23 protein-coding genes are annotated in these 24,443 nt (G+C 74.8%); 9 read left to right on the top strand and 14 right to left on the bottom strand.

Going from position 1 to position 24,443, the window contains the following annotated elements:
- The first annotated feature begins 101 nt into the window (after positions 1 to 101).
- Together V2S66_RS10030 and mscL are read left to right on the top strand one after the other, a co-directional pair.
- Positions 102 to 1,838 carry a carbohydrate-binding module family 20 domain-containing protein gene (locus V2S66_RS10030; protein WP_330794231.1) on the top strand — a complete coding sequence of 579 codons (1,737 nt, stop codon included), beginning with the start codon at positions 102 to 104 and terminating at the stop codon, positions 1,836 to 1,838.
- A 121-nt stretch (positions 1,839 to 1,959) separates the two neighbouring features.
- On the top strand, positions 1,960 to 2,412 hold the full coding sequence (gene mscL / locus V2S66_RS10025; protein ID WP_330794230.1) for a large conductance mechanosensitive channel protein MscL: 453 nt from the start codon (positions 1,960 to 1,962) through the stop codon (positions 2,410 to 2,412).
- Positions 2,413 to 2,431: 19 nt separating this feature from the next.
- Here the strand turns inward: mscL and V2S66_RS10020 are convergent, their stop codons facing one another.
- Positions 2,432 to 2,908: a MarR family winged helix-turn-helix transcriptional regulator gene (locus V2S66_RS10020; RefSeq protein ID WP_330794229.1), complete on the bottom strand. Its 477-nt coding sequence runs from the start codon at positions 2,906 to 2,908 to the stop codon at positions 2,432 to 2,434.
- 80 nt (positions 2,909 to 2,988) lie between these two features.
- On the opposite strand from V2S66_RS10020, the gene V2S66_RS10015 reads away from it, so the two are divergent.
- Positions 2,989 to 4,851, top strand: coding sequence for an ABC transporter ATP-binding protein (locus tag V2S66_RS10015; RefSeq protein WP_413966354.1), 1,863 nt, complete (start codon positions 2,989 to 2,991; stop codon positions 4,849 to 4,851).
- Between the two features lie 64 nt (positions 4,852 to 4,915).
- Here the strand turns inward: V2S66_RS10015 and V2S66_RS10010 are convergent, their stop codons facing one another.
- The 4 genes from V2S66_RS10010 to V2S66_RS09995 all read right to left on the bottom strand — a co-directional run bounded on the left by V2S66_RS10010 (position 4,916) and on the right by V2S66_RS09995 (position 9,201).
- Positions 4,916 to 5,572: a LutC/YkgG family protein gene (locus tag V2S66_RS10010; protein ID WP_330794227.1), complete on the bottom strand. Its 657-nt coding sequence runs from the start codon at positions 5,570 to 5,572 to the stop codon at positions 4,916 to 4,918.
- Positions 5,569 to 7,125 carry a lactate utilization protein B gene (locus V2S66_RS10005; RefSeq protein ID WP_330794226.1) on the bottom strand — a complete coding sequence of 519 codons (1,557 nt, stop codon included), beginning with the start codon at positions 7,123 to 7,125 and terminating at the stop codon, positions 5,569 to 5,571. The genes V2S66_RS10010 and V2S66_RS10005 overlap by 4 nt, the downstream gene beginning before the upstream one ends.
- A complete protein-coding gene (locus V2S66_RS10000; protein WP_330794225.1) occupies positions 7,122 to 7,904 on the bottom strand; it encodes a (Fe-S)-binding protein in 783 nt (260 codons plus the stop codon). The genes V2S66_RS10005 and V2S66_RS10000 overlap by 4 nt, the downstream gene beginning before the upstream one ends.
- 157 nt (positions 7,905 to 8,061) lie before the next feature.
- The gene (locus V2S66_RS09995; protein WP_330794224.1) at positions 8,062 to 9,201 is read right to left on the bottom strand and encodes an NAD(P)-binding domain-containing protein; all 1,140 of its coding nucleotides are present in this window, start codon (positions 9,199 to 9,201) and stop codon (positions 8,062 to 8,064) included.
- A gap of 288 nt (positions 9,202 to 9,489) precedes the next feature.
- On the opposite strand from V2S66_RS09995, the gene V2S66_RS09990 reads away from it, so the two are divergent.
- The gene (locus tag V2S66_RS09990) at positions 9,490 to 10,005 is read left to right on the top strand and encodes a MarR family winged helix-turn-helix transcriptional regulator (protein ID WP_330794223.1); all 516 of its coding nucleotides are present in this window, start codon (positions 9,490 to 9,492) and stop codon (positions 10,003 to 10,005) included.
- Here V2S66_RS09990 and V2S66_RS09985 read toward each other — a convergent pair.
- The gene (locus V2S66_RS09985) at positions 9,974 to 10,891 is read right to left on the bottom strand and encodes an NAD(P)H-binding protein (protein WP_330794222.1); all 918 of its coding nucleotides are present in this window, start codon (positions 10,889 to 10,891) and stop codon (positions 9,974 to 9,976) included. The two genes, V2S66_RS09990 and V2S66_RS09985, sit on opposite strands and share 32 nt — an antisense overlap.
- Before the next feature lie 177 nt (positions 10,892 to 11,068).
- On the bottom strand, positions 11,069 to 11,929 hold the full coding sequence (locus V2S66_RS09980; protein WP_330794221.1) for a glycoside hydrolase family 3 N-terminal domain-containing protein: 861 nt from the start codon (positions 11,927 to 11,929) through the stop codon (positions 11,069 to 11,071).
- 364 nt (positions 11,930 to 12,293) lie between these two features.
- Here V2S66_RS09980 and V2S66_RS09975 point away from each other — a divergent pair, with 364 nt between their 5' ends.
- Positions 12,294 to 12,716 carry a secondary thiamine-phosphate synthase enzyme YjbQ gene (locus tag V2S66_RS09975; RefSeq protein WP_330794220.1) on the top strand — a complete coding sequence of 141 codons (423 nt, stop codon included), beginning with the start codon at positions 12,294 to 12,296 and terminating at the stop codon, positions 12,714 to 12,716.
- 72 nt (positions 12,717 to 12,788) lie between these two features.
- Here the strand turns inward: V2S66_RS09975 and V2S66_RS09970 are convergent, their stop codons facing one another.
- Complete coding sequence (locus V2S66_RS09970) at positions 12,789 to 13,850, bottom strand: ATP-dependent DNA ligase (RefSeq protein ID WP_330794219.1); 1,062 nt, start codon at positions 13,848 to 13,850, stop codon at positions 12,789 to 12,791.
- Between the two features lie 100 nt (positions 13,851 to 13,950).
- On the opposite strand from V2S66_RS09970, the gene ligD reads away from it, so the two are divergent.
- Together ligD and V2S66_RS09960 are read left to right on the top strand one after the other, a co-directional pair.
- Positions 13,951 to 14,967: a non-homologous end-joining DNA ligase gene (gene ligD / locus V2S66_RS09965; protein ID WP_330794435.1), complete on the top strand. Its 1,017-nt coding sequence runs from the start codon at positions 13,951 to 13,953 to the stop codon at positions 14,965 to 14,967.
- Positions 14,968 to 15,128: 161 nt separating this feature from the next.
- Positions 15,129 to 15,620, top strand: coding sequence for a discoidin domain-containing protein (locus tag V2S66_RS09960; RefSeq protein WP_330794218.1), 492 nt, complete (start codon positions 15,129 to 15,131; stop codon positions 15,618 to 15,620).
- A 96-nt stretch (positions 15,621 to 15,716) separates the two neighbouring features.
- Here the strand turns inward: V2S66_RS09960 and V2S66_RS09955 are convergent, their stop codons facing one another.
- From V2S66_RS09955 to V2S66_RS09940, 4 genes are all read right to left on the bottom strand, one after another.
- A complete protein-coding gene (locus V2S66_RS09955) occupies positions 15,717 to 16,631 on the bottom strand; it encodes a MauE/DoxX family redox-associated membrane protein (protein WP_330794217.1) in 915 nt (304 codons plus the stop codon).
- A gap of 12 nt (positions 16,632 to 16,643) precedes the next feature.
- Positions 16,644 to 17,276, bottom strand: coding sequence for a cell wall protein (locus V2S66_RS09950; protein WP_330794216.1), 633 nt, complete (start codon positions 17,274 to 17,276; stop codon positions 16,644 to 16,646).
- Positions 17,277 to 17,302: 26 nt separating this feature from the next.
- The gene (locus tag V2S66_RS09945) at positions 17,303 to 17,746 is read right to left on the bottom strand and encodes an RlpA-like double-psi beta-barrel domain-containing protein (RefSeq protein ID WP_330794215.1); all 444 of its coding nucleotides are present in this window, start codon (positions 17,744 to 17,746) and stop codon (positions 17,303 to 17,305) included.
- Between the two features lie 405 nt (positions 17,747 to 18,151).
- Positions 18,152 to 18,718 (bottom strand): Lrp/AsnC family transcriptional regulator, encoded by a 567-nt coding sequence (locus tag V2S66_RS09940; protein ID WP_330794214.1) that lies wholly within the window; start codon positions 18,716 to 18,718, stop codon positions 18,152 to 18,154.
- 229 nt (positions 18,719 to 18,947) lie between these two features.
- On the opposite strand from V2S66_RS09940, the gene V2S66_RS09935 reads away from it, so the two are divergent.
- Together V2S66_RS09935 and V2S66_RS09930 are read left to right on the top strand one after the other, a co-directional pair.
- A complete protein-coding gene (locus V2S66_RS09935) occupies positions 18,948 to 20,450 on the top strand; it encodes an FUSC family protein (protein ID WP_330794434.1) in 1,503 nt (500 codons plus the stop codon).
- A gap of 339 nt (positions 20,451 to 20,789) precedes the next feature.
- Entirely contained in the window at positions 20,790 to 21,830 is a 1,041-nt protein-coding gene (locus V2S66_RS09930; protein WP_330794213.1) for a lactonase family protein, read from the top strand.
- Between the two features lie 245 nt (positions 21,831 to 22,075).
- Here the strand turns inward: V2S66_RS09930 and V2S66_RS09925 are convergent, their stop codons facing one another.
- Entirely contained in the window at positions 22,076 to 23,635 is a 1,560-nt protein-coding gene (locus V2S66_RS09925) for an MFS transporter (RefSeq protein WP_330794212.1), read from the bottom strand.
- A gap of 134 nt (positions 23,636 to 23,769) precedes the next feature.
- Entirely contained in the window at positions 23,770 to 24,405 is a 636-nt protein-coding gene (locus V2S66_RS09920; protein ID WP_330794211.1) for a TetR/AcrR family transcriptional regulator, read from the bottom strand.
- Positions 24,406 to 24,443: the final 38 nt, after the last annotated feature.

Below are 24,443 nucleotides of genomic sequence, written 5' to 3'. Positions count from 1 at the left end.
GGAGCCCCGAGGGACGACGGGGCCCCGACCCTCTCTCGGCGGCCTGGCGCGTGGCTGCCTTCGCAGGGCACCCCCATGCCCTTTTTCCGAAGGAGCCGCCCATGAGATCCCGCGTCCTGAACGGCATGCTCGCCGCGGTCGTCGCCGCGGCCGGACTGATCGCCGTCTCCTCCCCACAGGCCGCCCAGGCGAGCCCGCCGGGCAGCAAGGACGTCACCGCCACGCTCTTCGAGTGGTCGTACGACTCGGTGGCCAAGGCGTGCACGACCCAACTCGGCCCGGCCGGCTACGGGTTCGTCGAGATATCCCCGGCCACCGAGAACATCCAGGGCGGCCAGTGGTGGACGTCCTACCAGCCGGCGAGCTACAAGCTGGCGAACCGGCTCGGCGACGAGACCTCCCTGAAGCACATGGTCGACACCTGCCACGCCGCCGGTGTGAAGGTCGTCGCGGACGCCGTGATCAACCACATGACCTCGGGGTCGGGCACCGGCACCGCGGGCACCGCGTACACGAAGTACACCTACCCGGGCTACTACCAGAACCAGGACTTCCACAGCTGCAGGACCGACATCACCAACTACCAGGACCGCTCCAACGTCCAGAACTGCGAACTGGTGGGCCTGGCCGACCTGGACACCGGCAGCGACTACGTCCGCAGCACCATCGCCGGGTACCTGAACCACCTGACCTCGCTCGGCGTGGACGGCTTCCGGATCGACGCCGCCAAGCACATGGCGGCCACCGACCTGGCCGCCATCAAGGCCAAGCTGACCGATCCCGGCGTGTACTGGGCGCAGGAGGTCATCTACGGCGCCGGTGAGGCGGTCCAGCCGGGCGAGTACGTCGGCACGGGTGACGTGGACGCCTTCCAGGGCGCCTACGACCTCAAGCGCGTGTTCACCGGCGAGAAGCTGTCCTACCTGAGCAACTGGGGTTCCTCGTGGGGCGCCGGCTACCTGGCCGGCAACCGGTCCCGCACCTTCGTCGACAACTGGGACACCGAGCGCAACGGCTCCACCCTCAGTTACAAGGACAACGCCACCTACACCCTGGCCAACGTCTACCTGCTGGCCTGGCCCTACGGCTCGCCGAACGTCCTGTCGGACTACGAGTTCTCCGACAACGACGCCGGCCCGCCGAACGGCGGCGCCGTCAACGCCTGCTACAGCGACGGCTGGAAGTGCGAGCACGCCTGGCCGCAGATCGCCGGCATGGTCGGCTTCCGCAACGCCGTCGCCGGCACGGCCGTCACCAACTGGTGGGACGACGCCAACAACGCCATCGCCTTCGGCCGGGGCAGCAGGGGATTCGTCGCGATCAACCACGAGGGCGGCGCGCTGACCCGGACGTTCGCCACCTCGCTGCCCGCCGGCACCTACTGCGACGTCCAGCACGCCGGCGCCACCTACGCGGTCGGCTCGAACGGGACGTTCACCGCCACCGTCGGCGCGGGTGACGCGGTGGCCCTCTACGTCGGCGGACCCTGCACCTCGGGCGGCACCTCGACCGGTGCGACGACGACGTCCGGCGGTACCACGCCCGCCGCGGGCGCCTCCTTCGCGGTGAACGCGACGACGGCTCCCGGCCAGAACATCTACCTGGCCGGCGACAACGCGGCCCTCGGCGGTTGGGACCCCGCCAAGGCCCTGCTGCTGTCCTCGGCGAGCTACCCGGTGTGGAGGCTCGACGTCGGCATGGCCGCCGGCACCGCCTTCCAGTACAAGTACATCCGGAAGGACGGGAACAACAGCGTCACCTGGGAGTCCGGCGCCAACCGGACCGCGACCGTGCCGTCCTCGGGGAAGGTCGCGCTGAACGACACCTGGCGCAACTGAGCCCGGAACGGGCGCCGGAGTGCGGCGAAACGTGACGCATCGCACTCCCGATTGGCCCCTCTGTGGCGGAGTTGGCAGACTGTGCCACTCGCAGATCGTGACCACAGAGGGGACCCCACCCATGAAGGGCTTCAGGACATTCCTGCTGCGCGGCAACGTCGTCGATCTGGCGGTCGGCATCGTCGTCGGCGCGGCGTTCACCGCGCTGGTGACCGCGTTCGTGAAGGCGTTCCTGACGCCGATCGTGGGTCTGGCCAGCGGCGCCACCGGCGACTACAGCAGCAAGACCTTCAAGGCCGAGGGCGTGACCTTCCCCTACGGCCTGTTCATCGACGCGGTGATCAGCTTCGTGATCGTCGCCGCGGTGATCTACTTCCTGGTCGTGCTGCCGATGAACCACATGCAGGAGAAGTTCTTCCCCAGGGCGTCCGGCGCCCCGATGCGCGAGTGCCCGGAGTGCCTGACCGCCATCCCCGCCGCCGCCAGGCGGTGCAGCGCCTGCACCGCGCAGATCGCTCCGGTGATCGGCGTCCAGGGCGGCCCGGTCGACGACCCCGCCGACCTGGCCAAGTAGCCCTGCTCGGCAGTCCCGGTCAGGAGGAGGAGGGCGGCCCGCTCTCCTCCTCCAGCGGGGCGAGCAGTGCGGTGAGTGCGGCGCGCTGCTCCTCGTCGAGCGGCTCCAGCAGTTCCGCCGCGGCGGTGCGCCGGGCGCGGCGCAGCTCCCTCACGGTCGCCGCGCCCGCCTCCAGCAGTTCGATGCGGATCACCCGGCGGTTGCGCGGGTCCGGCGTCCTGCGCAGCAGCTCCCGCTCCTCCAGGGCGTCGACCAGCGTGGTGACCGCGCGGGGCACCACGTCGAGCCGCTGCGCCAGGTCCGCCATCCGCGGCGGCTCCTGGCAGTGCGCGAGGGTGCGCAGCAGGCGCGCCTGGGCGGGTGTGACGCCCAGCGGCTCCATCAGCAGGCGCTGGGCCCGGTGCAGCCGCCGGCTGAGCCCCAGCAGCTGGTCGGCGAGGCGTCCGGTCAGCTCGTCGGGGCCGGCGACGGCGAGGGCTGTGGTGCGCGGTTCCATGGCTCCGAGGGTATCAGGATGTCATTCATTGTGAGTATAGGTAACAGTGACCTATACTCCCTTTGTCAGCGCTGCCCGGCATGCCGCCGGGCCGCGGTCCCGCACCCCCCGCAAGGAGCCCTTTGCGCCCCGAGAACGACCTGGTGAACCGGTGGACACCACCGAAGAAGAAGTCGCAGAACCCCCCCGCCGACTGGAGCCGCATCGTCCGGCTCTTCCGTCCCTACCGCGGCAGGCTCGCCGTGGTCGGCGCCCTGGTGGCGCTGTCCTCGCTGGTCTCCGTCGCCTCGCCGTTCCTGCTGCGGGCGATCCTCGACACCGCGATCCCGCAGGGCAGGACCGGCCTGCTGGGCCTGCTGGTGCTCGGCATGATCGCCACCGCCGTCGCCAACGGCATCTTCGGCGTCCTGCAGACGCTGATCTCCACCACCGTGGGCCAGCGCGTCATGCACGACCTGCGCACCGCCGTCTACGAGCGGCTGCAGCGGATGTCGCTGGCGTTCTTCACCCGCACCCGCACCGGCGAGGTGCAGTCCAGGATCGCCAACGACATCGGCGGCATGCAGGCCACCGTCACCTCCACGGCGACGTCCCTGGTCTCCAACGCCACCGCCGTGATCGCCTCCGTCGTCGCCATGGTCGCCCTGGACTGGCGGCTCACCGTGATCTCGCTGCTGCTGCTCCCGGTGTTCGTCTGGGTGGCCCGCAAGGTCGGCCGCGAACGCAAGAAGATCGCCACCGAGCGCCAGAAGCAGATGGCCGCGATGTCCGCGATCGTCACCGAGTCGCTCTCCGTCAGCGGCATCCTGCTCGGCCGCACCATGGGCCGCGGCGCCTCCCTGACCCGCGACTTCAGCGCCGAGTCCGAGCGCCTGGTGGACCTGGAGGTCCGCTCCAACATGCAGGGCCGCTGGCGGATGGCGGTGATAGGGATCGTCATGTCGGCGATGCCCGCGCTGCTGTACTGGGCGGCCGGCATCACCGCGGGCCACGGCGGCCCCGCGGTGTCCATCGGCACCCTCGTCGCCTTCGTCTCGCTGCAGCAGGGCATGTTCCGCCCCACCGTCTCGCTGCTGGCCACCGGTGTGCAGGTGCAGACCTCGCTCGCGCTGTTCCAGCGCATCTTCGAGTACCTCGACCTGCCCGTGGACATCACCGAACGCCCCGACCCGGTACACCTGGACCGCGCCCGCGGCGACATCCGCTTCGAGAACGTCGACTTCTCCTACGACCCGGACCAGGCCCGCCCCACCCTGCACGGCATCGACATCGACCTGCCGGCGGGCAGCACCCTCGCCGTCGTGGGCGCCACCGGCTCCGGCAAGAGCACCCTCAGCTACCTGGTGCCCCGGCTCTACGACGTGACCGGCGGCCGGGTGACCCTCGACGGCACCGACGTACGGGACCTGTCCTTCGACACCCTCGCCGCCGCGGTCGGCGTCGTCTCCCAGGAGACCTACCTGCTGCACGCCTCCGTCGCCGAGAACCTGCGCTTCGCCAAGCCCGAGGCCACCGACGAGGAGATCCGCGCCGCCGCCCGCACCGCACAGATCCACGACCACATCGCCGGACTGCCGGACGGCTACGACACCCTCGTCGGCGAGCGCGGCTACCGCTTCTCCGGCGGTGAGAAGCAGCGCCTCGCCATCGCCAGGACCATCCTGCGCGATCCGCCGGTGCTCATCCTGGACGAGGCGACCAGCGCGCTGGACACCAGGACCGAGGCGGCGGTGCAGGACGCCATCGACGCGCTCTCCGAAGGCCGCACCACCATCACCATCGCCCACCGGCTGTCCACCGTCCGCGACGCCGACCAGATCGCCGTGCTCGACGCCGGCGAGATCGTCGAGCGCGGCACCCACGACGAGCTGCTGGCCAAGGGCGGCCGCTACGCCGCGCTGGTCCGCCGCGACACCCAGCTGGCCACCACGCCCGTGTCATGACCTCCGCGTCTTCGCGGCAGGCGCGCGGCGCCGCCCTTACGGCGCCGCCCTTACGGCGCCGCTCTCACGGCGCGGCAGGCGGCCCGTCGACGAGCACCACGTCCAGCGTGCGCGGACCGTGCACGCCCTCGACCCGGTCCAGCTCGATGTCGCTGGTCGCCGAGGGACCGGAGATCCAGGTCAGCGGCCGGACCGGGTCCAGCCGCGGCAGCGCCTGCGGGACCGAGTCCACCACCTGCGCCGGCGCCCGCACCACGCACACGTGGTGGTCGGGGACCAGCGTGACGCGCCGCTGCCCCTGGTCGGGGCCGCCGTCCAGGATGATCGTCCCGGTCTCCGCGACGGCCAGCGCGCAACCCGTCACCACGCTGTCCACCGCGTCCAGCTCCGCGGCCGTCAGCTCAGCGGCGGCGCGGATCACCTCCACACCTGCCAGCTGTGACAGCCACCCCGCCGGCAGACCCGGCGGTGCAATGACGCTGCGGCTGCCGTGCTCGGCCAGCAGCCGGGCGACGGTCGCGGGCAGTCCCGCCTCGTCGGTGCGGTGCACCCGCGCGCGGTAGTCCGCGAGGTGCTCGGCCAGCAGGTCGGCGGTCTCCCCCGGGGTGCGCTCCGCGTGCACGGTGAGGTAGTCCCGCGGCACCGGCGCGGTCTCGGGGGAGTCGGCGAGTGCGACGCGGATCCGCCGCAGCACCTCGTCCCTGCTGCTGCTCCCGGTCACCGCGCCCCGCCCCTCGTCTCCTCGCCTGCTGTTCCGTCGGATGCCGTCCTGCCCGGCGGCGGAGCCTGCCGCGGTTCGTGGGGCGTGCCGCCGCCCTTCTCCCGCTGCTGCCACCAGTCGCGGAAGGACTGCGGCGGCACGGCCGGCAGGTCGCGGCTGCCGGTCCACGCCTTGCCGGGGCCCGGCAGCGTCCGCGGGTGCAGCCGACGGGTGCGCGCGGCCAGCCGCTGGCCCTGCCGGAGCGCCCCGGGGTGGCGGAACGCCCAGCTCGCGGCGCGCATCGCGGCCCGCTCCGCGGCGTGCCCGCGAGCCGGCCTGATCGTGGTGCGGGTGCCCGCGACGACCGTGCTGCCGCCCTCCACCACGCGTTCGCGCAGGTGCACCAGCACCTCGGGGATGTCGATGGCGACCGGGCAGACCTCGTAGCAGGCCCCGCACAGGCTGGAGGCATAGGGCAGCGAGGCTTCCAGCGGGGACGCGGTGCCGCGCAGCTGCGGGGTGAGGATGGCGCCGATCGGGCCGGGGTAGACCGAGCCGTAGGCGTGGCCGCCGGCGCGCTCGTAGACCGGGCAGACGTTCAGGCAGGCCGAGCAGCGGATGCAGCGCAGCGCCTGGCGGCCGACGGTGTCGGCGAGGGTGTCGGTGCGGCCGTTGTCCAGCAGCACCAGGTGGAAGGTGCTCGGGCCGTCGCCGTCGGTGGTGCCGGTCCACATCGAGGTGTAGGGGTTCATGCGTTCCGCGGTGGACGAGCGCGGCAGCGTCTGCAGCAGGATCTCCAGGTCGCGCACGGTCGGCACGACCTTCTCGATGCCCACCACGGAGATCAGCGTCTCGGGCAGTGTCAGGCACATCCGGCCGTTGCCCTCGGACTCCACTACCACCAGGGTGCCGGTCTCGGCGACCATGAAGTTCGCGCCCGAGACGCCGACCTTGGCGCGCAGGAACTTCTCCCGCAGGTGCAGCCGCGCCGCCTCGGCCAGCTCGGCCGGCCGGTCGCCGAGGTCGTCCGGGGCCGGACGCCCCCAACCGGCCATCTCGCGGCGGAAGATGTCCCGGATCTCGCTGCGGTTCCTGTGGATCGCCGGGACCAGGATGTGCGAGGGCCGGTCGTGGCCGAGCTGGACGATGAGTTCGGCCAGGTCGGTCTCGTAGGCGCGGATGCCGGCCTCGGCCAGGGCCTCGTTGAGGCCGATCTCCTGGGTGGCCATCGACTTGACCTTCACCACCTCGCTCTCCCCGGTCGCCCGGACGAGGTCGGTGACGATGCGGTTGGCGTCGGCGGCGTCGACCGCCCAGTGCACGACGCCGCCCGCCGCGGTGACCCGCTCCTCCAACTGCAGCAGGTACCGGTCGAGATGGTGCAGCACCTCGTCCTTCACCGCGGCGCCCGCGGCCCGCAGCTGCGGCCAGTCGGCCAGTTCGCCGATCGCCGTCGCGCGCTTGTCGCGGATGGTGTGCGTGGCGTGGCGCAGGTTCGCCCGCAGCTGGGTGTCGCGGGTGGAGGCGCGTGCGGCCTCGGGAAACGGGGGCAACCCCAGGAACGTACCGCTCATCGGATCTTTCCTGCCCTCTCGACGGGCTGATAGGGCCGCTCCCGGGTGGCGGCCAGGATCTCCGCCAGGTGGACCGTGCGCAGCGGCTCGTGCTGTCGCCGCAGGATGCCGTCGAGGTGCATCAGACAGGAGTTGTCGGCCCCGCACAGCACCTGCGCGCCGGTGCCCACCGCGCTGCGCGCCTTGTCCACGCCCATCGCGGTGGAGACGTCGGGGTTCTTGACCGCGAAGGTGCCGCCGAAGCCGCAGCACTCCTCGGCGCCGGGCAGCTCCGCCAACTCCAGCCCCGCCACCGCTCCGAGCAGCCTGCGCGGCCGCTCGCCGAGCCCCAGCACCCGCAGTCCGTGGCAGGACGGGTGGTACGTCACGCGGTGCGGGAAGTACGCGCCCACGTCGGTGACACCCAGCACGTCGACCAGGAACTCGGTCAGCTCGCGCGTCTTCGCCACGGCGGCGCCGGCCGCCTCGGCGAGCCCCTCGTCCCGGCCCTCCGCGGCCGCCCTGGCGGCGATCCGCGGGTAGTTGTCGCGCACCATCGCCGCGCACGAGCCCGACGGGGTGACCACGTGGTCGTAGCCGGCGAACGCCGCCGCGTAGTCCCGCACCAGCGGCTCGGTGGCGTGCCGGTACCCGGTGTTGAACTGCGGCTGGCCGCAGCAGGACTGGGCCGCGGGGAAACCGACCTCCACGCCGAGCCGCTCCAGCAGGGTCACCACGGCGCGTCCGGTGTCCGGATAGAGCAGGTCGTTCACGCAGGTCACGAAGAGGGCTACGCGCATGAGGGCACCGTACCGGGGCGGGCCGGGCCGTACAGCTGTCGGTCACGCATGCGCTCATACTGCCGTAACCGGTCACCGCAGGGAAGCAGACATCCGATGTCTGTTGGAGACAGGGCCGCACGGCCGCTCCTACGCCACGGCTTCCCCGCCACCGCTCCTACGAGGTCGCGGCGGCCGCGGTCCGTACGCCGGCGCGACCCGGCGCCAGCAGCGCGAGGACCTCGCGCACCGCCGTGCGGCCCGCGCGGTTGGCGCCGATCGTGCTCGCCGAGGGTCCGTAGCCGAGCAGATGGACGCGCGGGTCCCTGACCACGCGGGTGCCCTCGACGCGGACGCCGCCGCCCGGCTCGCGCAGCCGCAGCGCCGCCAGGTGGTCCAGCGCCGCCCGGAAGCCGGTGGCCCACAGGATCACGTCGGCGTCGAGGGTGCGGCCGTCGGCCCAGGCCACGCCGTGGGGGGTGATCCGCTCGAACATCGGCTCCCGGCGCAGGACGCCGGCCGCCCGCGCCCGCCGCACCTCCTCGGTCGCGGCCAGTCCGGTCACGCTCACCACGCTCTGCGGCGGCAGCCCGCGCCGCACCCGCTGCTCGACCCGGGCGACCACGGACCGCCCCCAGTCCTCGGTGAACGGCGTGTCGAGGAAGACCGGCGGCCGGCGCGTCACCCACGTCGTCGACGCGGTCCCGGCCAGCTCCATCAGCAGCTGCACCGCCGAGGTGCCGCCGCCCACGACCACCACGCGCCGCCCGGCGAACTCCGCCGCGCCCCGGTATCCCGCGGTGTGCAGCTGCCGGCCGAGGAAGGTCTCCTGCCCCGGGTAGTACGGCAGGAAGGGGCGGTCCCAGGTGCCGGTCGCGTTCAGCAGCGCCCGCGCCGCCCAGACGCCCGCGTCCGTCTCCACGAGCAGCCGTCCGTCCGCGCCGTCGCGGACCGAGGCGACGTCCACCGGCCGGCGCACCCGCAGGTCGAAGGTCCGCTCGTAGCGGTCGAAGTAGCCGCCCACCACCTCCGCCGAGGGCCGGCCGGGGTCGCCGTCCGCCAGTGGCAGACCCGGCAGGTCGTGCACGCCGTGCGCCTTGCCGTAGGTCAGCGAGGGCCAGCGGAACTGCCAGGCGCCGCCGGGGCCGGGGGAGTGGTCGAGCACGACGAAGTCGCGGTCCGCCCGCAGCCCGGCCCGGTGCAGGAAGTACCCGGCCGACAGCCCGGCCTGCCCCGCGCCGACCACCGCGACCTCGACGTCGCGCACCGCTGCGGGGACCGGTCCGCCCGTCCCGTCTGCTCCACCTGCGTCGTTCATGCCCGTGCCAACCGCCCCGGCCGGGCAAAGCTTCCCGCGCCGCGGCGCCCGCGGCGTCCCGCCCGTGCGCCCCGCGCACGCACCCGCCCGAGCGGCCCCGCCCCCGGTGCACGGCCTGCGCCCCGCCCGCCCCGCCGGTGCCGGGCAGCGCCCTTCATGCGCCCGGCCCCGCGTCTGCGAAGCTTCAAGGGGCGCGCCGACCCCGCGCCCCCGCACCCCCCGCACCCGACGCGGCGCAGAAGACCGCGCGGCCAAGGGCGGGGGCGACGTCGTCGGAGGCTTCCCACCATGTCCCCAACCGGCCCGCGGACCGGTCGCAGGAACCGGCTGCTGTCCGAACTGTCGGTCGCCGCACGCCACTACACGGCGGCCTACGCGCTCTTCAACCAGGCGCTCGCCGACCACTTCGGCATGCACCCCACCGACGTGCAGTGCCTCAACCTGCTGAGCCTGGAGTCCGGCCGGGTCACCATCGGCCGGGTCGGCGAGCTGACCGGCCTGAGCACGGGCGCCGCCACCCGCCTCGTCGACCGGCTGGAGCGCGCCGGATACGTCACCCGCGAGCGCGACCCGCAGGACCGGCGGCGGGTCCTGGTGACCACCGTGCCGGAGCGAATGGCCGCCTTCGGGCAGGTCTGGCACGAGCTGAGCCGCGCGTGGTGGCAGATGTTCGAGGAGTACGACGAGGAGCACCTCGACGCGCTCCTCACCCACATGCGGCGGACCGTCGAGCTGTCCGCGGTGCAGATCGCACGGCTGCGGGCGGGCGACGTCAGCGGCCCCGGGCCCGCCGATCCCGGCTGATCCCCGCACCGGCCGCGGACCCGGACCCGGTCGCGGCCGGCTCCGCGGGGGCGAACCGCTCGGCGTGCTCGCCGGCCCAGGCGGCGAAGGTCCGCGGCGGCCGGCCGGTCATGCGTTCCAGCGTCCCGGTGAGCGGGACGGGCGCGCCGTCGTGCCGACGCCAGAAGGCGAGCAGCGCGTCGGCGACCTCGCCGGGCATGTGGACGGCCGCCTCGGCCCGCCACGCCGCCGGGGTGACCGGAACGGCCCGCACCTCGCGCGCCGTCGCCCGGCCGAGGACGGCGAGCTGCTCGGCGAAGGTCAGCGACTGCGGCCCGGTGAGGTGGTGGGTCCCGCCGCGCGGCGCGGGATCGGTGAGCGCCGCGAAGGCCGCCTCGGCCAGGTCCGCCTCGTGCAGCGGATCGCTGTGGGCGTGCGGGTACGGCAGCGCGACCGTGCCGGACGCGCGGATCGACCGGGCCCAGCGCAGGGCGTTGCCGGCGAAGGCGCCGGGCCGCAGCACCGTCGACGTCAGGGCGGAAGCGGCGAGAGCCGCCTCGACCTCGGCGTGGTGGCGGGCCAGCGGGTCGTGCCCGGCGCCCGGCGCGAGCACCGCGCTGCTGGAGAGCAGCACCACATGCCGCACCCCCGCCGCCTCGGCCGCGGCGGTGAACTCCGCGATCCGCGCCGCGTGCGCGTAGAGGAACACCGCGTCGACGCCGTCGAGGGCGGCCGGGAACTGCTCCGGCCTGCCGAGGTCGAGCGCCGCTACCGCGACCCCCGGCGGCGGATCGAGGTCCTCGGGGCTGCGCGACCCGGCGCGCACGTCGTGGCCCGCGGCGCGCAGCAGGTCGGTGAGGGCGCGGGCGACGCGGCCCCGGCTGCCGGTGATCAAGGCGGTGGTCATGAACGGCTCCTATGTCTGCGTAGCGCAATCTCTGCGTGACGCAGATAAATATCCGCAGCGAAGGCGGGACCTGTCAATCGGGATTCCCGTCGTCGCGGTCGCGCCGGCGGCTCTACGGCGGCGAGCGGCCGGGGCGTGCGCCGGGGCTCACCGCGGTCCCGTGGCGGAGCGCGGACCTCAGAGGTCGCCGGTGGCCGGTGCGGCGGCCGGGAGCGCGGCCGCCGGTCGCGCCTCGTGGAGGCGGTCCGGCGCGTCGGGCATGCGGGGCTCGGAGGCCCAGCGGCGCAGGCGCGCCACGCGGTCGGCGGCCTCTTCGAGACGGGCCAGGTCGAGGTCGCCGTCGGCCACCGCGCGCGCCGCGGCCGCGTGGATGGCGTTGCGGACGCCCGCGCCGCTGGACGGTCCGAGGCGGACCAGGTCGACGCCCGCGATCCAGGCCAGCACGGCCGCCCCGGGCACCCCCCAGCCGTCGACGATCGAGGGGGCGTCGAGCGCGTCGCTCACCACGACGCCGCCGTAACCCAGTTCGCCGCGCAGGATGCCGGTGATGGCCGCGACGTCGAGCGCCGCGGGCAGCCGGCCGCTGTCGGCGGGGGAGTGGCCCGCGGTGATGGCGCGCACGCCCGCCGCCGCGCCTTCGGCGAAGGGCCGCAGGCTGCCGGCGCCGGTGAACGGCCCCAGCGCGGCGGCCACCCCGTGCGTCTGCAGGTCGGTGACGAACACCCGCGTCTCGTCGGCGGCGGGACCCGGCCGCACGCCCAGATGCAGATTGGCGCCGGTGGCGACGAGTTCGGCGGCGGCCGCGCGGCCGCCGACCGCGCGGCGCGGCCCGGGATGCCCGGTGAGCGCGTCGGGCAGCGCCGCCCGCAGCGCGGACGCGGCGCTGCGGGCGGCCGAACCGTAAGCGTGTACGGCGATGCCGGGCGTGCCGCGTTCCAGTCCGCGCAGGATCCAGTCGGGCAGTCTGCCGGCGGCCCCGCTGACGGACGGCAGCAGGCAGGAGTCGACCAGTACGGTGAGCCGGCGCACGGCGTTCACGGCGGTGTCCCCCTTCGGGGCGCGGCAACGGAGGGCGGTGTCCAGGTCCGCTGAATGGTACAGACCAATCTGACGGGTGGGCAATCCGGCGTCCGCGGCCGTCCACGCGGCCGCCCCCGCCCGACGCGGCGTCCGAACCCGCGCCCGAACCCGTACCTGGATGCGCGCGCCTGAATCCGCCGCCGCTCGTCGGCCGCGGGGCGCTCCGGCCGTACGGGCCCGGCCGGTTGGCGTCGCGGCGAGCCGTGACGGGCTGCGATCTCGCCGGGCGGCGCCCGGGGTGGGACGCCCGGCCGGGCGGCCTCGGCGCGGCACACGCGCCGTCCATGCCGCCTCGGCGGGCGACCGGTGTGACGATGGAGGCATGAGCCACCATCTCGCCACCCGGGTCGTCGACTTCCGCACCGGATCGTCCGAGACCGTCCAGGACATCACCGACGCCTGCACGGCCTTCCTGCAGGAGGCGGCGCGCGGCAGGGACGGACTGCTGAACGTCTTCGTGCCGCACGCCACCGCCGGGGTCGCCGTCATCGAGACGGGCGCGGGCAGCGACGACGACCTGCTCGCCGCGCTGCGCGACCTGCTGCCCGCCGACGACCGCTGGCGGCACCGCCACGGGTCCGCCGGACACGGACGCGACCACGTGCTGCCCGCGCTGGTGCCGCCGCACGCGACGCTCCCCGTGATCGGCGGCCGGCTCGAACTGGGCACCTGGCAGTCCGTGGTGCTCGTCGACACCAATGTCGACAACCCGCACCGCAGCGTCCGGCTGAGCTTCCTGGGCTGACCGGCCGGAGCCCGGCCCCGGCCGACCCGGCGGCCGCCTGCCCACCGCAGGGCGCGGCCGGAGCCCGGCCCCTCAGCCGCGCAGCACCTCGCCCAGGTCGTAGCCCACCGGTTCCTCCAACTGCGCGTAGGTGCACGACTCCGGGGCGCGGTCCTCCCGCCAGCGGCGGAACTGCGCGGTGTGCCGGAACCGGTCGCCCTGCATGTGGTCGTAGGCGACCTCCAGGACCCGCTCGGGGCGCAGCGGAATCCAGGACAGGTCCTTCTTGCCCGTCCAGCGCGACGGCCCGCCCGGCAGCCGGCCGGCGGCCTGTGCCGCCTCGCTGGTCCAGCTCTCCCAGGGGTGGCCCGCCGCCGAGTCCATCCGCAGCGGCGCCAGCTCCTCCATGAGTTCCTTGCGCCGCGCCATCGGGAAGGACGCGCAGACCCCGACATGCTGCAGCCGGCCCGCGTCGTCGTACAGCCCGAGCAGCAGCGAGCCGACGACCGGCCCGCTCTTGTGCGCCCGCAGCCCGGCCACCACGCATTCGGCGGTGCGCTCGTGCTTGACCTTCACCATGGCGCGCTCTCCCGGCCGGTACGGCAGCTCCACGGGCTTGGCGACGACGCCGTCGAGACCCGCGCCCTCGAACTGCTCGAACCAGCGGCCGGCCACGTCGAGGTCCTCGGTGACGGGCGTGGTGAACACCGGGTCCGCCGCGTCCGCCAGCGCCCCGGCCAGCGCGCTCCCGCGCTCGCGCTGCGGCGTCGCCAGCAGCGCGTCGTCGCCCAGCGCCAGCAGGTCGAACGCCACCAGCGAGGCCGGGGTCGCCTCGGCCAGGTGGCGTACCCGCGACTCGGCCGGGTGGATCCGCTCCAGCAGCGCGTCGAAGTCCAGCCGCCCGTCGCGGGCGATGACGATCTCGCCGTCCAGCACGCACCGGCGCGGGGTGTTCGCGAGGACCGCGGCGACGACCTCGGGGAAGTAGCGGGTGAGCGGCTTGCCCGAACGGCTGCCCAGCTCGACCTCGTCGCCGTCGCGGAAGACGATCGCCCGGAAGCCGTCCCATTTCGGCTCGTAGAGCATGCCGGGCGGGATCTTCTTGGCCGCCCTGGCGAGCATCGGCTCCACCGGCGGCATCACGGGAAGGTCCATGCGGACGATTGTGCTCGGCCGGGACCCGCCGCGCCCGCCGACCCGCGGCGCCCCGCCCGCCGGGGAGCGCACCGACCCGACCGGCCCTAGCGTGGACGCCATGGCAGAGGCGCTGGAGCTGACGGCCGGCGGACGCACGGTCCGGGTCACCAATCCGCAGAAGGTCTACTTCCCCGAACGCGGGTTCACCAAGGGCGACGTGGTCCGCTACTACCTCGCGGTCGGCGAGGGCATCCTGCGCGTGCTGCGCGACCGGCCGACCACCCTGGAGCGCTATCCGGACGGCGTGGACGGCGAGTCCTTCTTCCAGAAGCGCGCACCGAAGAACCTCCCCGACTGGATCCCGACCGGCCGGATCTCCTTCCCCAGCGGCCGCCACGCCGACGAGATCTGCCCGGACGAGCCGGCCGCGGTGCTCTGGGCGGCGAACCTCGGCTGCCTCACCTTCCACCCCTGGCCGGTGCGCCGGCACGACACCGAGCACCCGGACGAGCTGCGCATCGACCTCGACCCGCAGCCCGGCACCGACTACGCGGACGCGGTGCGCGCCGCCCTGGAGCTGCGCGACGTGCTGGACGGGCTGGGGCTGACCGGCTGGCCGAAGACCTCCGGCGGCCGCGGCCTGCACGTGTTCGTGCCGATCGCTCCCGAGTGGACCTTCACCCAGGTCCGCCGGTCGGCTATCGCCGTCGCCAGGGAGCTGGAGCGGCGGGCGCCGGACCGGATCACCACCGCCTGGTGGAAGGAGGAGCGCGGCGCGAAGATCTTCGTCGACTACAACCAGACCGCGCGCGACCGCACGATCGCCAGCGCCTACTCCGTACGGCCCAAGCCGCACGCCCCGGTCTCAGCGCCGCTGCGCTGGGACGAGGTGGGCAGCGCGGTGCCGGCCGACTTCGACCTGGCGACCATGCCGGCCAGGTTCGCCGAGGTCGGCGACGTGCACGCGGACATGGACGAGCACGCCTTCCGGCTCGACGCCGCGCTCGAACTGGCCGCCCGCGACGAGCGCGAGCACGGCCTCGGCGACCTGCCGTACCCGCCGGAGCACCCCAAGATGACCGGCGAGCCCAAGCGGGTGCAGCCCAGCCGGGCCAGGAAACAGCCCGGAGCGTGACGGCTGCGACGACCCGCATCCGCCCGCGCCTCCCGCACCCGACGCACCCTCGCACCCGGCCCCGACCCCCGCACCGGCCTCGGCCTCGACCTGAGGTCGAACCTCCAGGGCGAGCCCGACCCCAGGTCGAGGTGAGGTGGAGCCTGAGGCCGGGTCAGCGCGTGCCCGAGGTCTCCGGCTCGCCCGCGCCCGCGGGCAGCGTGACGTCCGCCGGGGCGGCGTGGCGCCCCGGTATCGCCAGCGTCACCAGGGCGGCCAGCGCGGCGCCGAAGCCGGCCAGCACGAAGGCGCTGCGGAAGGCGTTCTCGCTGGGGACCGAGGCCGGGCCGAGCCGGGTCGTCATATGGGCCAGCACCGGAGCCGCCGACCTGGACGGCTTCGGCTACCTCGACCGGCAGAGCGGCGGCCAGAACGGTCGGGTGGCCGGCTACGAGGTGGCGGTCTCCGACGACGGCGGCAACTGGACGACCGTCGCCCGCGGCACCCTGGCGGACTCCCCGCGGACGCAGACCGTCGACTTCCCGGAGGTCCGCGCCTCCTACGTGCGGTTCACCGCGCTGAACGCGCTCAACGGCCAGCCGTTCGCGGCGGCCGCGGAGCTGCGGGCGTACGGGGCGTACGCCGACGCGCCGGTGGGATACCCGCCGGTGTAGCGCGGCCGCCGCGCGCCGCGCGGCAGCGTTCCCCGACCGTGCGACCCCCGGCAAGGTGCCTCCTGCCGGGGGTCGCACACCGTGCCGGCCCGCCGGTCAGTTCGCCAGCGGCAGCGCCGAGCGCCGTCCGGCGGCGGCCAGCAGGTCGAGCGGCACGACCTCCTCGGTGTCGTCGTCGATCACCGAGACCCGGACCGCGGGGCTGGGAGCCGTGTCGATGCTCGCCGCGAGGTCCAGCGCGAACAGCACGCTGACCGGCCGGGCGCCGCGGACCGCCTCCTCGTACACACCGGAGAAGCGCAGCACCCGCCAGCCCTCGTCGTCCCAGTGGTCGAGCAGCGAGGAGCGGACGATGGGGGAGGCCGCCTGCCAGGCGAGCGAACTCTCCAGCAGCTGCACCGACGCCTCGACCGGCACCCGGCCGGCCGCGCCGGTGGCCAGCGGGTGGCCGAAGAGCCGTATCCGCAGCCTGCGCAGCGGCAGCAGCCAGGAGCGGTCCAGGTCCGCGGAGACGACGAAGAGCAGCGCCGCGGCCGCGGCCACCACGAGCGCGGAGCCGACCGGCCGCGAGGCCGCCTGCGACCACCAGGACGCGTCCGCGCCGGCCGCCGCCACGCCGCCGAGCAGCACCGCGCCGGCCCGCGCGAAGGTCCGCGGCCCGATGGGTCCCTCGGCGCGCGCACTGCACCCGCAGGACGACTCGGGAGCGGTCGCCCGCGCGTAGCCGAGATAGGCGGTGAAGGCGGCGCCGAGACCGGCGGTCGCCGCGCCCGGCACGAGCGCCGGCAGCCCGGCCGCGGGCCCGGCCAGCAGCGCGGCGGCGACGGCCAGCTCGGCCCCGCCGACCGCGCGCAGCACCAGTCCGGCCCGCCGCGCGTCGCCCAGCACCCGGACCAGCACGGTGCCGGCGGCGAGGAGCGCGGTGCCGCGGCCGAAGAGCTTGCCTGCGCCGGTGAGCGCCAGCAGCGCCGCCAGGACCGGCGGCGCCAGGTTCGAGAGGAGCGGGATCATCGGCACGCCCCCTCAGTGCCCGACCGTGACACGGGCGATGTCGACCGTGTCGTCCTCGGGCCGCCAGGCGCCGAGTACCTGCGCCGACTGCCCGATGCGCAGGCGCGACAGGTCGGGGGTGAGGGCGCCGCCCAGGTATGACGCGGTGGTCGTCTCCGGCACGATCCTGCCGACCACCGCGTGGTTGTGGTCGCCGTGCGCCAGGTGCAGCCGGTCCTTGGCGATGCCGCGGACGGTGCAGTACAGGTTCACGATGTTCACCCACACCGCGTCGGCCGCGATGGTGCCGTCGGGCATGTCGACGCCGCGCGCGTAGAGGCCGTCGCCGACGCCGATCTCCGCGGCGGTGGTGGGGCGCAGCTTCCAGACGCTGGTGGCGTTGGTCATCTGGATCAGGTGGTGGTCGCCGTAGGAGCCGGCGACCTCCAGCACGCTGCCCTTGATGGCGGTGATCCGCCCCTCGGCGAACGCGGACTGGGAGATCGCCGGGTCGAGCGACGGCATCGGCTCCGCGAACGCCGCGTCGGCGTCGAGTCCGCCGAGCGCGGAGGCCCCCACGATGGTGGCGCCGCCGAGTGCGGCGGTGGTCAGGAAACGCCTGCGGTCGAGTCCGCCGCGGCGTGCGGGCTGCTGGTTGTGGCTCATGCCGGTCCTTCCTCCTTCCGGGGGGATCACTCGTAGATGTAGACGGGCAGCTTGCCCGAGCTGAGGTTGCCGATCGCCGAGAAGGCGGCCGGGGTCAGGTCGATGACCCGGTTGGTGCGGCAGGTGCCGTTGCAGCAGGCGGACTCGCCGCAGAAGCTCTTGGTGCGCGGGCCGCAGTCGGCCACCGTCACGCAGACGCTGGCGCCCGAGCACTGGTGCTTGACGTTCATCACCGAGCCGCAGCCGCGGCGGACGATGCTCTCGCCGCACAGGTCGGGGCGGGTGATGTCGAAGCACGCCTGGGAGGTGTTCGGCCAGGCGGCCATGTGGGCGTTGGACTGGCAGGTGCCGCAGGCGCCGGTGCCGGTGCTGCCGCAGGGTCCCCAGGACCCGCCGCAGCAGAACCAGGTGGTCTCACCCGCCCAGAGGCTGGTCGTTCCGCAGGCCATGTCGATCTCTCCTTCGCTCATGCGGCGCAGGCGGGTCGGCGCGCGAGGGCCGACATGACCTGCGCATGACAATTGGAAAGCAGCACAGCGCCCGTCGTGGAGTGGGGGGCCGCGACGGGACCCGAAGGGAGCAACTGCTGTGCCGTGTGTGTCGGATGAGTCGGCAGTGCAGGTCGAGCAGAGCCATGATGCGCGTTTCTACGCGCGTCCGCCAGACGTCGCACCCGCGCCGTCGTGCATGTGAGCGCCCCGGCGACTCGGCGGCCCGGCGTCCCGGCAGCCGGCTCCCCGCGCCCCGCGCCCCGCCGAGCCGGCCGCGGGCCGGACCGCCGCCGGGGCGTACCGGCTGCCGATCGGGCACGCCCCGCGGCCGCCGCGCGCCTGCGGCCCGGTCGCCGTCGGCAGGGCGTCCCGCCAGGTGAGGGGCTACCCCGCCGCCCGCGGACCCCGCGCGGGCGCCTGCGCCGGGCGCCGCTCCGGCTCCCGCGCCGCCGACGACGGCCGCGAGGCCGCACGCCCGTCGCCCGCCGCCCGCCCCACCGACTCGACGAGCGGCAGCACCCGGTACGCCACCCGCTCGCGCAGCGCGATCTCACTGCGCGTGCGGACCACGCCCGGCAGCCGGATCAGCCGCTGGACGACGTCCTCCAGATGCGTGTTGTCCCGTGCCACCACCCGGGTGAGCAGGTCGCCGCCGCCGGTGGTCGAGAACGCCTCGATGATCTCCGGCACCGCCGCCAGGGCCTCGCCGACCTCGTCCAGGCGCCCCTGCGTGACCTCGATCCTGACGAAGGCCAGCACCGGGTGGCCGAGTGCGGCCGGAGACACCCGCGGCCCGGCCGCCGTGGTCACCCCGTCCCGCTCCAGCCGGTCGAGACGGGCCTGCAAGGTGCCGCGGGCCACACCGAGGATGCGGGCGTACTCGCGGACGCTCGTACGCGGCTGCTGAAGCAGCAGCCGCAGGATCGCGGCGTCCAGGGCGTCGACGGGCATGGGCCACTGGTCCTCACGTGGTCGGTCTGCGGGCTGCTGAACCCTACCAATGGCACAGCTCGGCGCGATGCGTTTGGGCCAATGCCCCCGCGGGTGCTTTCCTGGAGGGAACGATGGCGTTGCGGACCGCTCCGCAACGCCTTTGCCATGCCCGGCGGCACGCCTCCGCCCGGGGACGAGCGCGCCGGAACGGACCGAGAGCAGAGGTGGGACCGCACACGTGAAGAGGATGTTCGCCGCACCCGACCCGGGCCTGGTCCGGCTGCGTTTCGCCGCACGCGCCGTGCTCGGCATCAGCGCGGCCGTCGCCGTGATGATCCTCGCCGGCCTGCCGCTGCCCGCCGCCTGCGGCGGGGCGCTGGCCGCGCTGCTGGCGTTCTTCACCGTCGCCGATCCCACCGTGCGCGAGCAAGCCGTCACCACGGCCCTGCTGCCGGTCGCCGGACTGCCGGTGCTCGCCGCCGCGGCCTGGCTGCATCCCCACCCGCTCGCGCGCGACGCGGCGTTCGTCACCGTGGTGCTGGCCGGCGTCTACGCCCGCCGCTGGGCCGCGCGCGGCAACGCGCTGGGCGTCTTCGCGTTCATGATGTTCTTCGTCGCCCAGTTCCTGCACGCCGGCCCCGCCGACCTGCCGCGGCTCCTCGCCGCCGTCGCGATCGGACTGGGCGTCGCGGCCGCCGTCCGCTTCGGACTGTGGTGCTACGAGCGCGGCGCCCGCCCGGCCGCCGTCCCCGCCCTGGCCCAGCCGCGCGGGCTGCGCCGGCCCACCACGCGGCAGGCGGTGCAGGCCGCCACCGCCGCCGCGGCGGCGCTCGCCCTGGGCGAGGCGGTCTCCGCCGACCGCTGGTACTGGGCGGTCGCCACCGCCTGGTGGATCTTCGTCAACACCGCCTCCCGCGGCGAGACGCTGGTGCGGGGCTTCCGCCGGGTGCTCGGCACCGCGGTCGGCATCGCCGCCGGATTCGCCCTGGCGATGCCGCTGCACGGGGCTCCCGGTCCCTCCGCCGTCCTCGTCGCCGCCTGCGTCTTCGGGATCTTCTACAGCGCGTCCGTCTCCTACAGCTGGATGACCTTCTTCGTCACGGTCATGGCGGGGACGCTCTACGGCCTCCTCGGCGTCCTCCACCCCGCGCTGCTGGTGCTGCGGCTTGAGGAGACCGCCGCCGGCGCGGCCGCCGCCGCGCTCGCCGTGCTGCTGGTGCTGCCCGTCACCACCCACGCGGCCACCGACGCCTGGATCCACCGCGCGCTGCACGCAGTACGCGAGTGCGCCGCGCACGCCGGCCGGCGCCTCGGCGGCGACCCCGACGCCGACCTCGCCGCGCGGGTCGCGGAGCTCGACGCGGTGCTCGGCCGGGTGCGCGCCTCGGTGGCGCCCCTGGTGCATCCGCTCAGCCCGCTGCGGGCCCGCCGCGCCCGCGCCCGCCAGGTGCTCGCGCTGCTCGACGACTGCGCCCGCCAGGTGCGCGGCCTCGCCGAGACCGCCGCCCACCCGCAGGCCGGCCACGACGCCCGGCTGACCGCCGCCTGCCACCGCGTCGAGCACGCGGTGCAGCGCCTGGTCGGCCCCGCCCGCCCGCTCCCCGCACCGCCCGCCCCGGCCGCAGCCGCGGCGGCCCCCGCCCACCCGCACACCGAACGCGCCCTCGCACACCTGCACGGCCTGGAGGCGGCACTGACCTCCCTCGCCGACCCCTTGAGGCCCGCCGCCCCCACCGCGCTCGCCGCCTAGGGCCCGCCGTCCCGTTCCGCGCGGCGGCGCCTCGTGCGGTGCGCGGTGTCCACCGAACGGGAGGCACCGCACCGGCCCGTCCGGCCGACCCCCGCCGCCGCCCGCGGCGCGACCGTGGACGAGTCCACGGCGACGACCCACCTGCTGCGGGCCCTCACCGAACCGGACGTCACCGACCGCACGGCAGCGGTCACCGGCGCCACGCGCCAGGCCTGCTCCAGGGCCCCTCCACCCGCCGGGACCGGCCCGCGCCCGCGGGAAAGGACCCGGGGGCGACGTAACGGTCGTCACGTACTACTGTCAGCCGCCGTACAGACATCAGGCGGAAGAGGTACGGCAGTGGCCGGGCACGTTTACATCGGGTCGTTCACGTCCGCGGGGGGCCGGGGACTCACCACGGCTGCCGTCGACCCGGACACGGGGGCGCTCACCGTGCTCGGGGACACGGCCGACGTGCCGAACCCGTCCTTCCTCGCCCTGTCCGCGGACCGGCGCACCCTCTACGCGGTCAGCGAGACCGAACCGGAGGGCGCCGCCGCCGCGTTCTCCCTCGCCGACCCCGCCGCGCCCGCCCTGCTCGGCGCCCCCGTGCCGGTACGCGGCGGCGCGCCCACCCACCTGGCGGTCCATCAGGGCCACCTGCTGACCGCCAACTACGCCGCGCCCGGCAGTGTCAGCGTGCTGTCTCTGGACGGGAACGGGGCGCTCGGCGCGGTCCGTTCGGTGCTGGAGCACGAGGGCGACGGCCCGGTCCGCGAACGCCAGGAGGGCCCGCACGCCCACGCGGTGGTCACCGACCCCAGCGGCCGCTGGGCGGTCAGCGTCGACCTCGGCACCGACTCGGTCCGGGTCTGCGAGCTGGACGCCGCGGGCGGCGAGCTGGAGATCGAACGGGAGCTGGGCCTGCGCTCGGGCATCGGCCCGCGCCACCTCACCTTCCACCCCGACGGCGGCCACGCCTACGTCATGAACGAACTCGACTCGGTCGTCACCGTCTGCCGGTGGGACGCGGAGAGGGGCAGCCTGCGTCCGCTCGCTGAGGTCCGGGTGCTGCCCGAGGGCGCCGACGGCGAGAACTACCCCTCGGAGCTGGTGATCTCGCGCGACGGCCGGTTCGCCTGGGCCGCCAACCGCGGCCACAACAGCATCGCCGTGCTGGGCGTCGACGAGAGCGGCGAGCAGCTCGAACTCCTCGACACCGTCGGCTGCGGCGGCGACTGGCCGCGCCACCTGACCCTGGACCCCGCCGGCACCCGGCTCTACGCCGCCAACGAGCGCTCCGGCGACGTCACCTGGTTCGACGTCGACCCCGGCACCGGCATCCCCAAGCAGGGCGGCTCGCTGGCGCTGCCGGCCGTCTCCTGCGTGCTCTTCGGCTGACACACCGCCGCGGGCGGTCCCGGACGGGCGGGGGGGGGGGCCCCCCCGGGGGGGGCCCCCCCCCCCAGGCGCCCCCCCCCCCCCGCCCGGCCCCGGCGCACGGGGGGGCCGCCCCCCCCCCGCGGGGGCGCCCCCCCCCCCCCCCGGCGGCCCGCCCCCGGGCGCGCGCGCCCCGGGGGGGCCCCCGCGGGGGGCCCCGGCCCCCCCACCCGCGGTGCGTGCCCGTGTCGCTGCCCCTGGCGGGGTCAGTGCATCGCCGCCGGCAGCTTGACGGAGTCGTCCGCCTCCCCGGCGCCGTGGCCGTCCTCGCTGGAGGCCACCTTCACCGAGCCGGGGCGCGGCGCGTTGACGAAGGTCAGCGCGATCAGCGCGGCGAGCGCCTCGATCCCGACGGCCCACCAGATCGCGTGGGTGTATCCGTGCACCAGCGACCGCGACTGGAGCAGCCGCTGCGCGCCGGCGGAACCCGACGCGCCGACCGCGTGCGCGGCCACGTACGCCGTCGTGGCCGAGGCCGCGATGGTGTTGAGCAGCGCGGTGCCGATCGCGCCGCCGACCTGCTGCGAGGTGTTGACCATCGCGGAGGCGACACCCGCGTCACGCGGCTGGACGCCCTGGGTGGCCAGCGACATGGCCGGCATGAACGCCGAGCCCATGCCCAGGCCCAGCAGCACCAGGCCGGGCAGGATCACGCCCGGGTAGGAGGAGCCGACGTCCAGCCGGGTCAGCAGCAGCATGGCGACGGCGGCGAGGCCGAACCCGGGCGCCATCAGCGTGCGGGCGGGCAGCCGGGTGACGAGCCTGGCGCCGATCTGCGTCGAGCCGGTCACGAAGGCCGCGACCATCGGCAGGAAGGCCAGGCCGGTCTTGATCGCCGAGTACCCCTGGACGACCTGGAGGTAGTAGGTCAGGAAGAGGAAGACGCCGAACAGGCCGATGATGGCCAGGCCCAGGGAGAGGTAGGTGCCGCCGCGGTTGCGCTCGCCGACGACGCGCAGCGGCAGCAGCGGCGCCTTGACCTTGGACTCGACCAGGCCGAAGGAGAGCAGCAGCACGGCGGAGGCGACGAACAGGCCGATCGTCGAGACCGAGGTCCAGCCGCTGGTCTCCGCGCGGGTGAAGCCGTAGACCAGCGAGACCAGGCCGAGGGTGGCCAGGACCACGCCGGGGATGTCCAGCGTGGAGCTGTTGCGGGCGCCGGCCGGCTCGCGGATCACGAAGTACGCGCCGAGGGCGGCGATGATCGCGAAGGGGATGTTGACGAAGAAGGTCCAGCGCCAGTCCAGGTACTCGGTGAGGATGCCGCCGAGCAGCAGGCCGACGGCGCCGCCGCCGCCCGCGATCGCGCCGAAGATGCCGAAGGCCTTCGCGCGCTCCTTGGCGTCGGTGAAGGTCACCGCGAGCAGCGACAGCGCGGAGGGCGCGAGCAGCGCGCCGAAGGCGCCCTGGGCGGCGCGGGCGCCGAGCAGCATCGCCTCGTTCGCCGCGGCGCCGCCGAGGGCGGACGCGAGCGCGAAGCCGGTCAGGCCGACCACGAAGGCGCGCTTGCGGCCCCACATGTCGGCGATCCGGCCGCCGAACAGGAGCAGCCCGCCGAACGCCAGCGCGTAGGCGGTGATCACCCACTGCTTGTTGGCGTCCGAGATGCCCAGGGAGTGCTGGGCGCTGGGCAGCGCGATGTTCACGATCGTCGAGTCGAGGACGACCATCAACTGGGCCAGGGAGATGAACACCAGCGCTTTCCAGCGGTTGGCTCCGGTGTCCTTGAGCCGGTTTGCGGCTGTTTGAGTCGCTGTTTGAGACATGGAACAGTCCACCTAGGTGTGCGCGCAGGCACGGGTGAGTGACGGTTGGCAGGGGTCGGCCGCGAGGCCGTCGACAGCGTGTGCCGGGGTCTGGGTCTGGGAAACGGGCTGGGGCCGGTCAGCGGCCGGTGGGCTCAGGGACCGATGGGCGTGGGAGTCGCGGGAGGCGCGGGATGGGGGCGCAGGCCGTCCAGGAACATGTCCAGGTGCCGATGGGCGTCGGTGTCCCGGCACTCCAGGCCCGGCAGCGGGCGGGTGAGCTGGGAGATCGCGACCATCAGGTCGTGCTGGGTGACGTCGGGGCGCAACGCGCCCGCGCGCCTGGCCCGTTCCATCAGCTCTTCGAGGGCGAGCCGGAGCCTGCCGATCTCGGCGTACACGTCCTCGGGCGCGCCGTCCTGTTCCACGGCCGTGAAGAGGCCGCAGACCGCTGCGGCCCTCTCGTCGACCGCGGCGTGTGCGAAGCCGCGCAGCGCGCCGAACGGGTCGGCCTGCTGGGCCGCGGCGCCTTCCGCGAACTCCGCGGTGCGCGTGATCACGAAGAGCAGCACGTCGTGGAGGAGCGCGCCGCGGTCGGGGAAGTGCCGGTAGACGGTGGCGTTCCCGACGCCGGCCCGCCGGGCGATCTCGTCGAGCGGGACCTCGGGGCCCAGCTCCACGAGCGTCTCGCGGGCCGCCGCGAGGATGCGGACCCGGTTGCGCGCCGCGTCGGTGCGGATCCGCGGGGCCCGGCGCTGCGCCGGTGCGGTCGTGTCGTCGGTGACGGTCACGTGGGTTCCTCCTCCCGGCGGGTGCCGTGGTCTGTCGG

The sequence above is a fragment of the Actinacidiphila polyblastidii genome, assembly GCF_036353415.1.
GTDB classification, from domain to species: Bacteria; Actinomycetota; Actinomycetes; order Streptomycetales; family Streptomycetaceae; genus Actinacidiphila; species Actinacidiphila polyblastidii.
The sequence above is the reverse complement of the archived record's forward strand: the minus strand, read 5'-3'. Positions and strand labels throughout refer to the sequence as shown.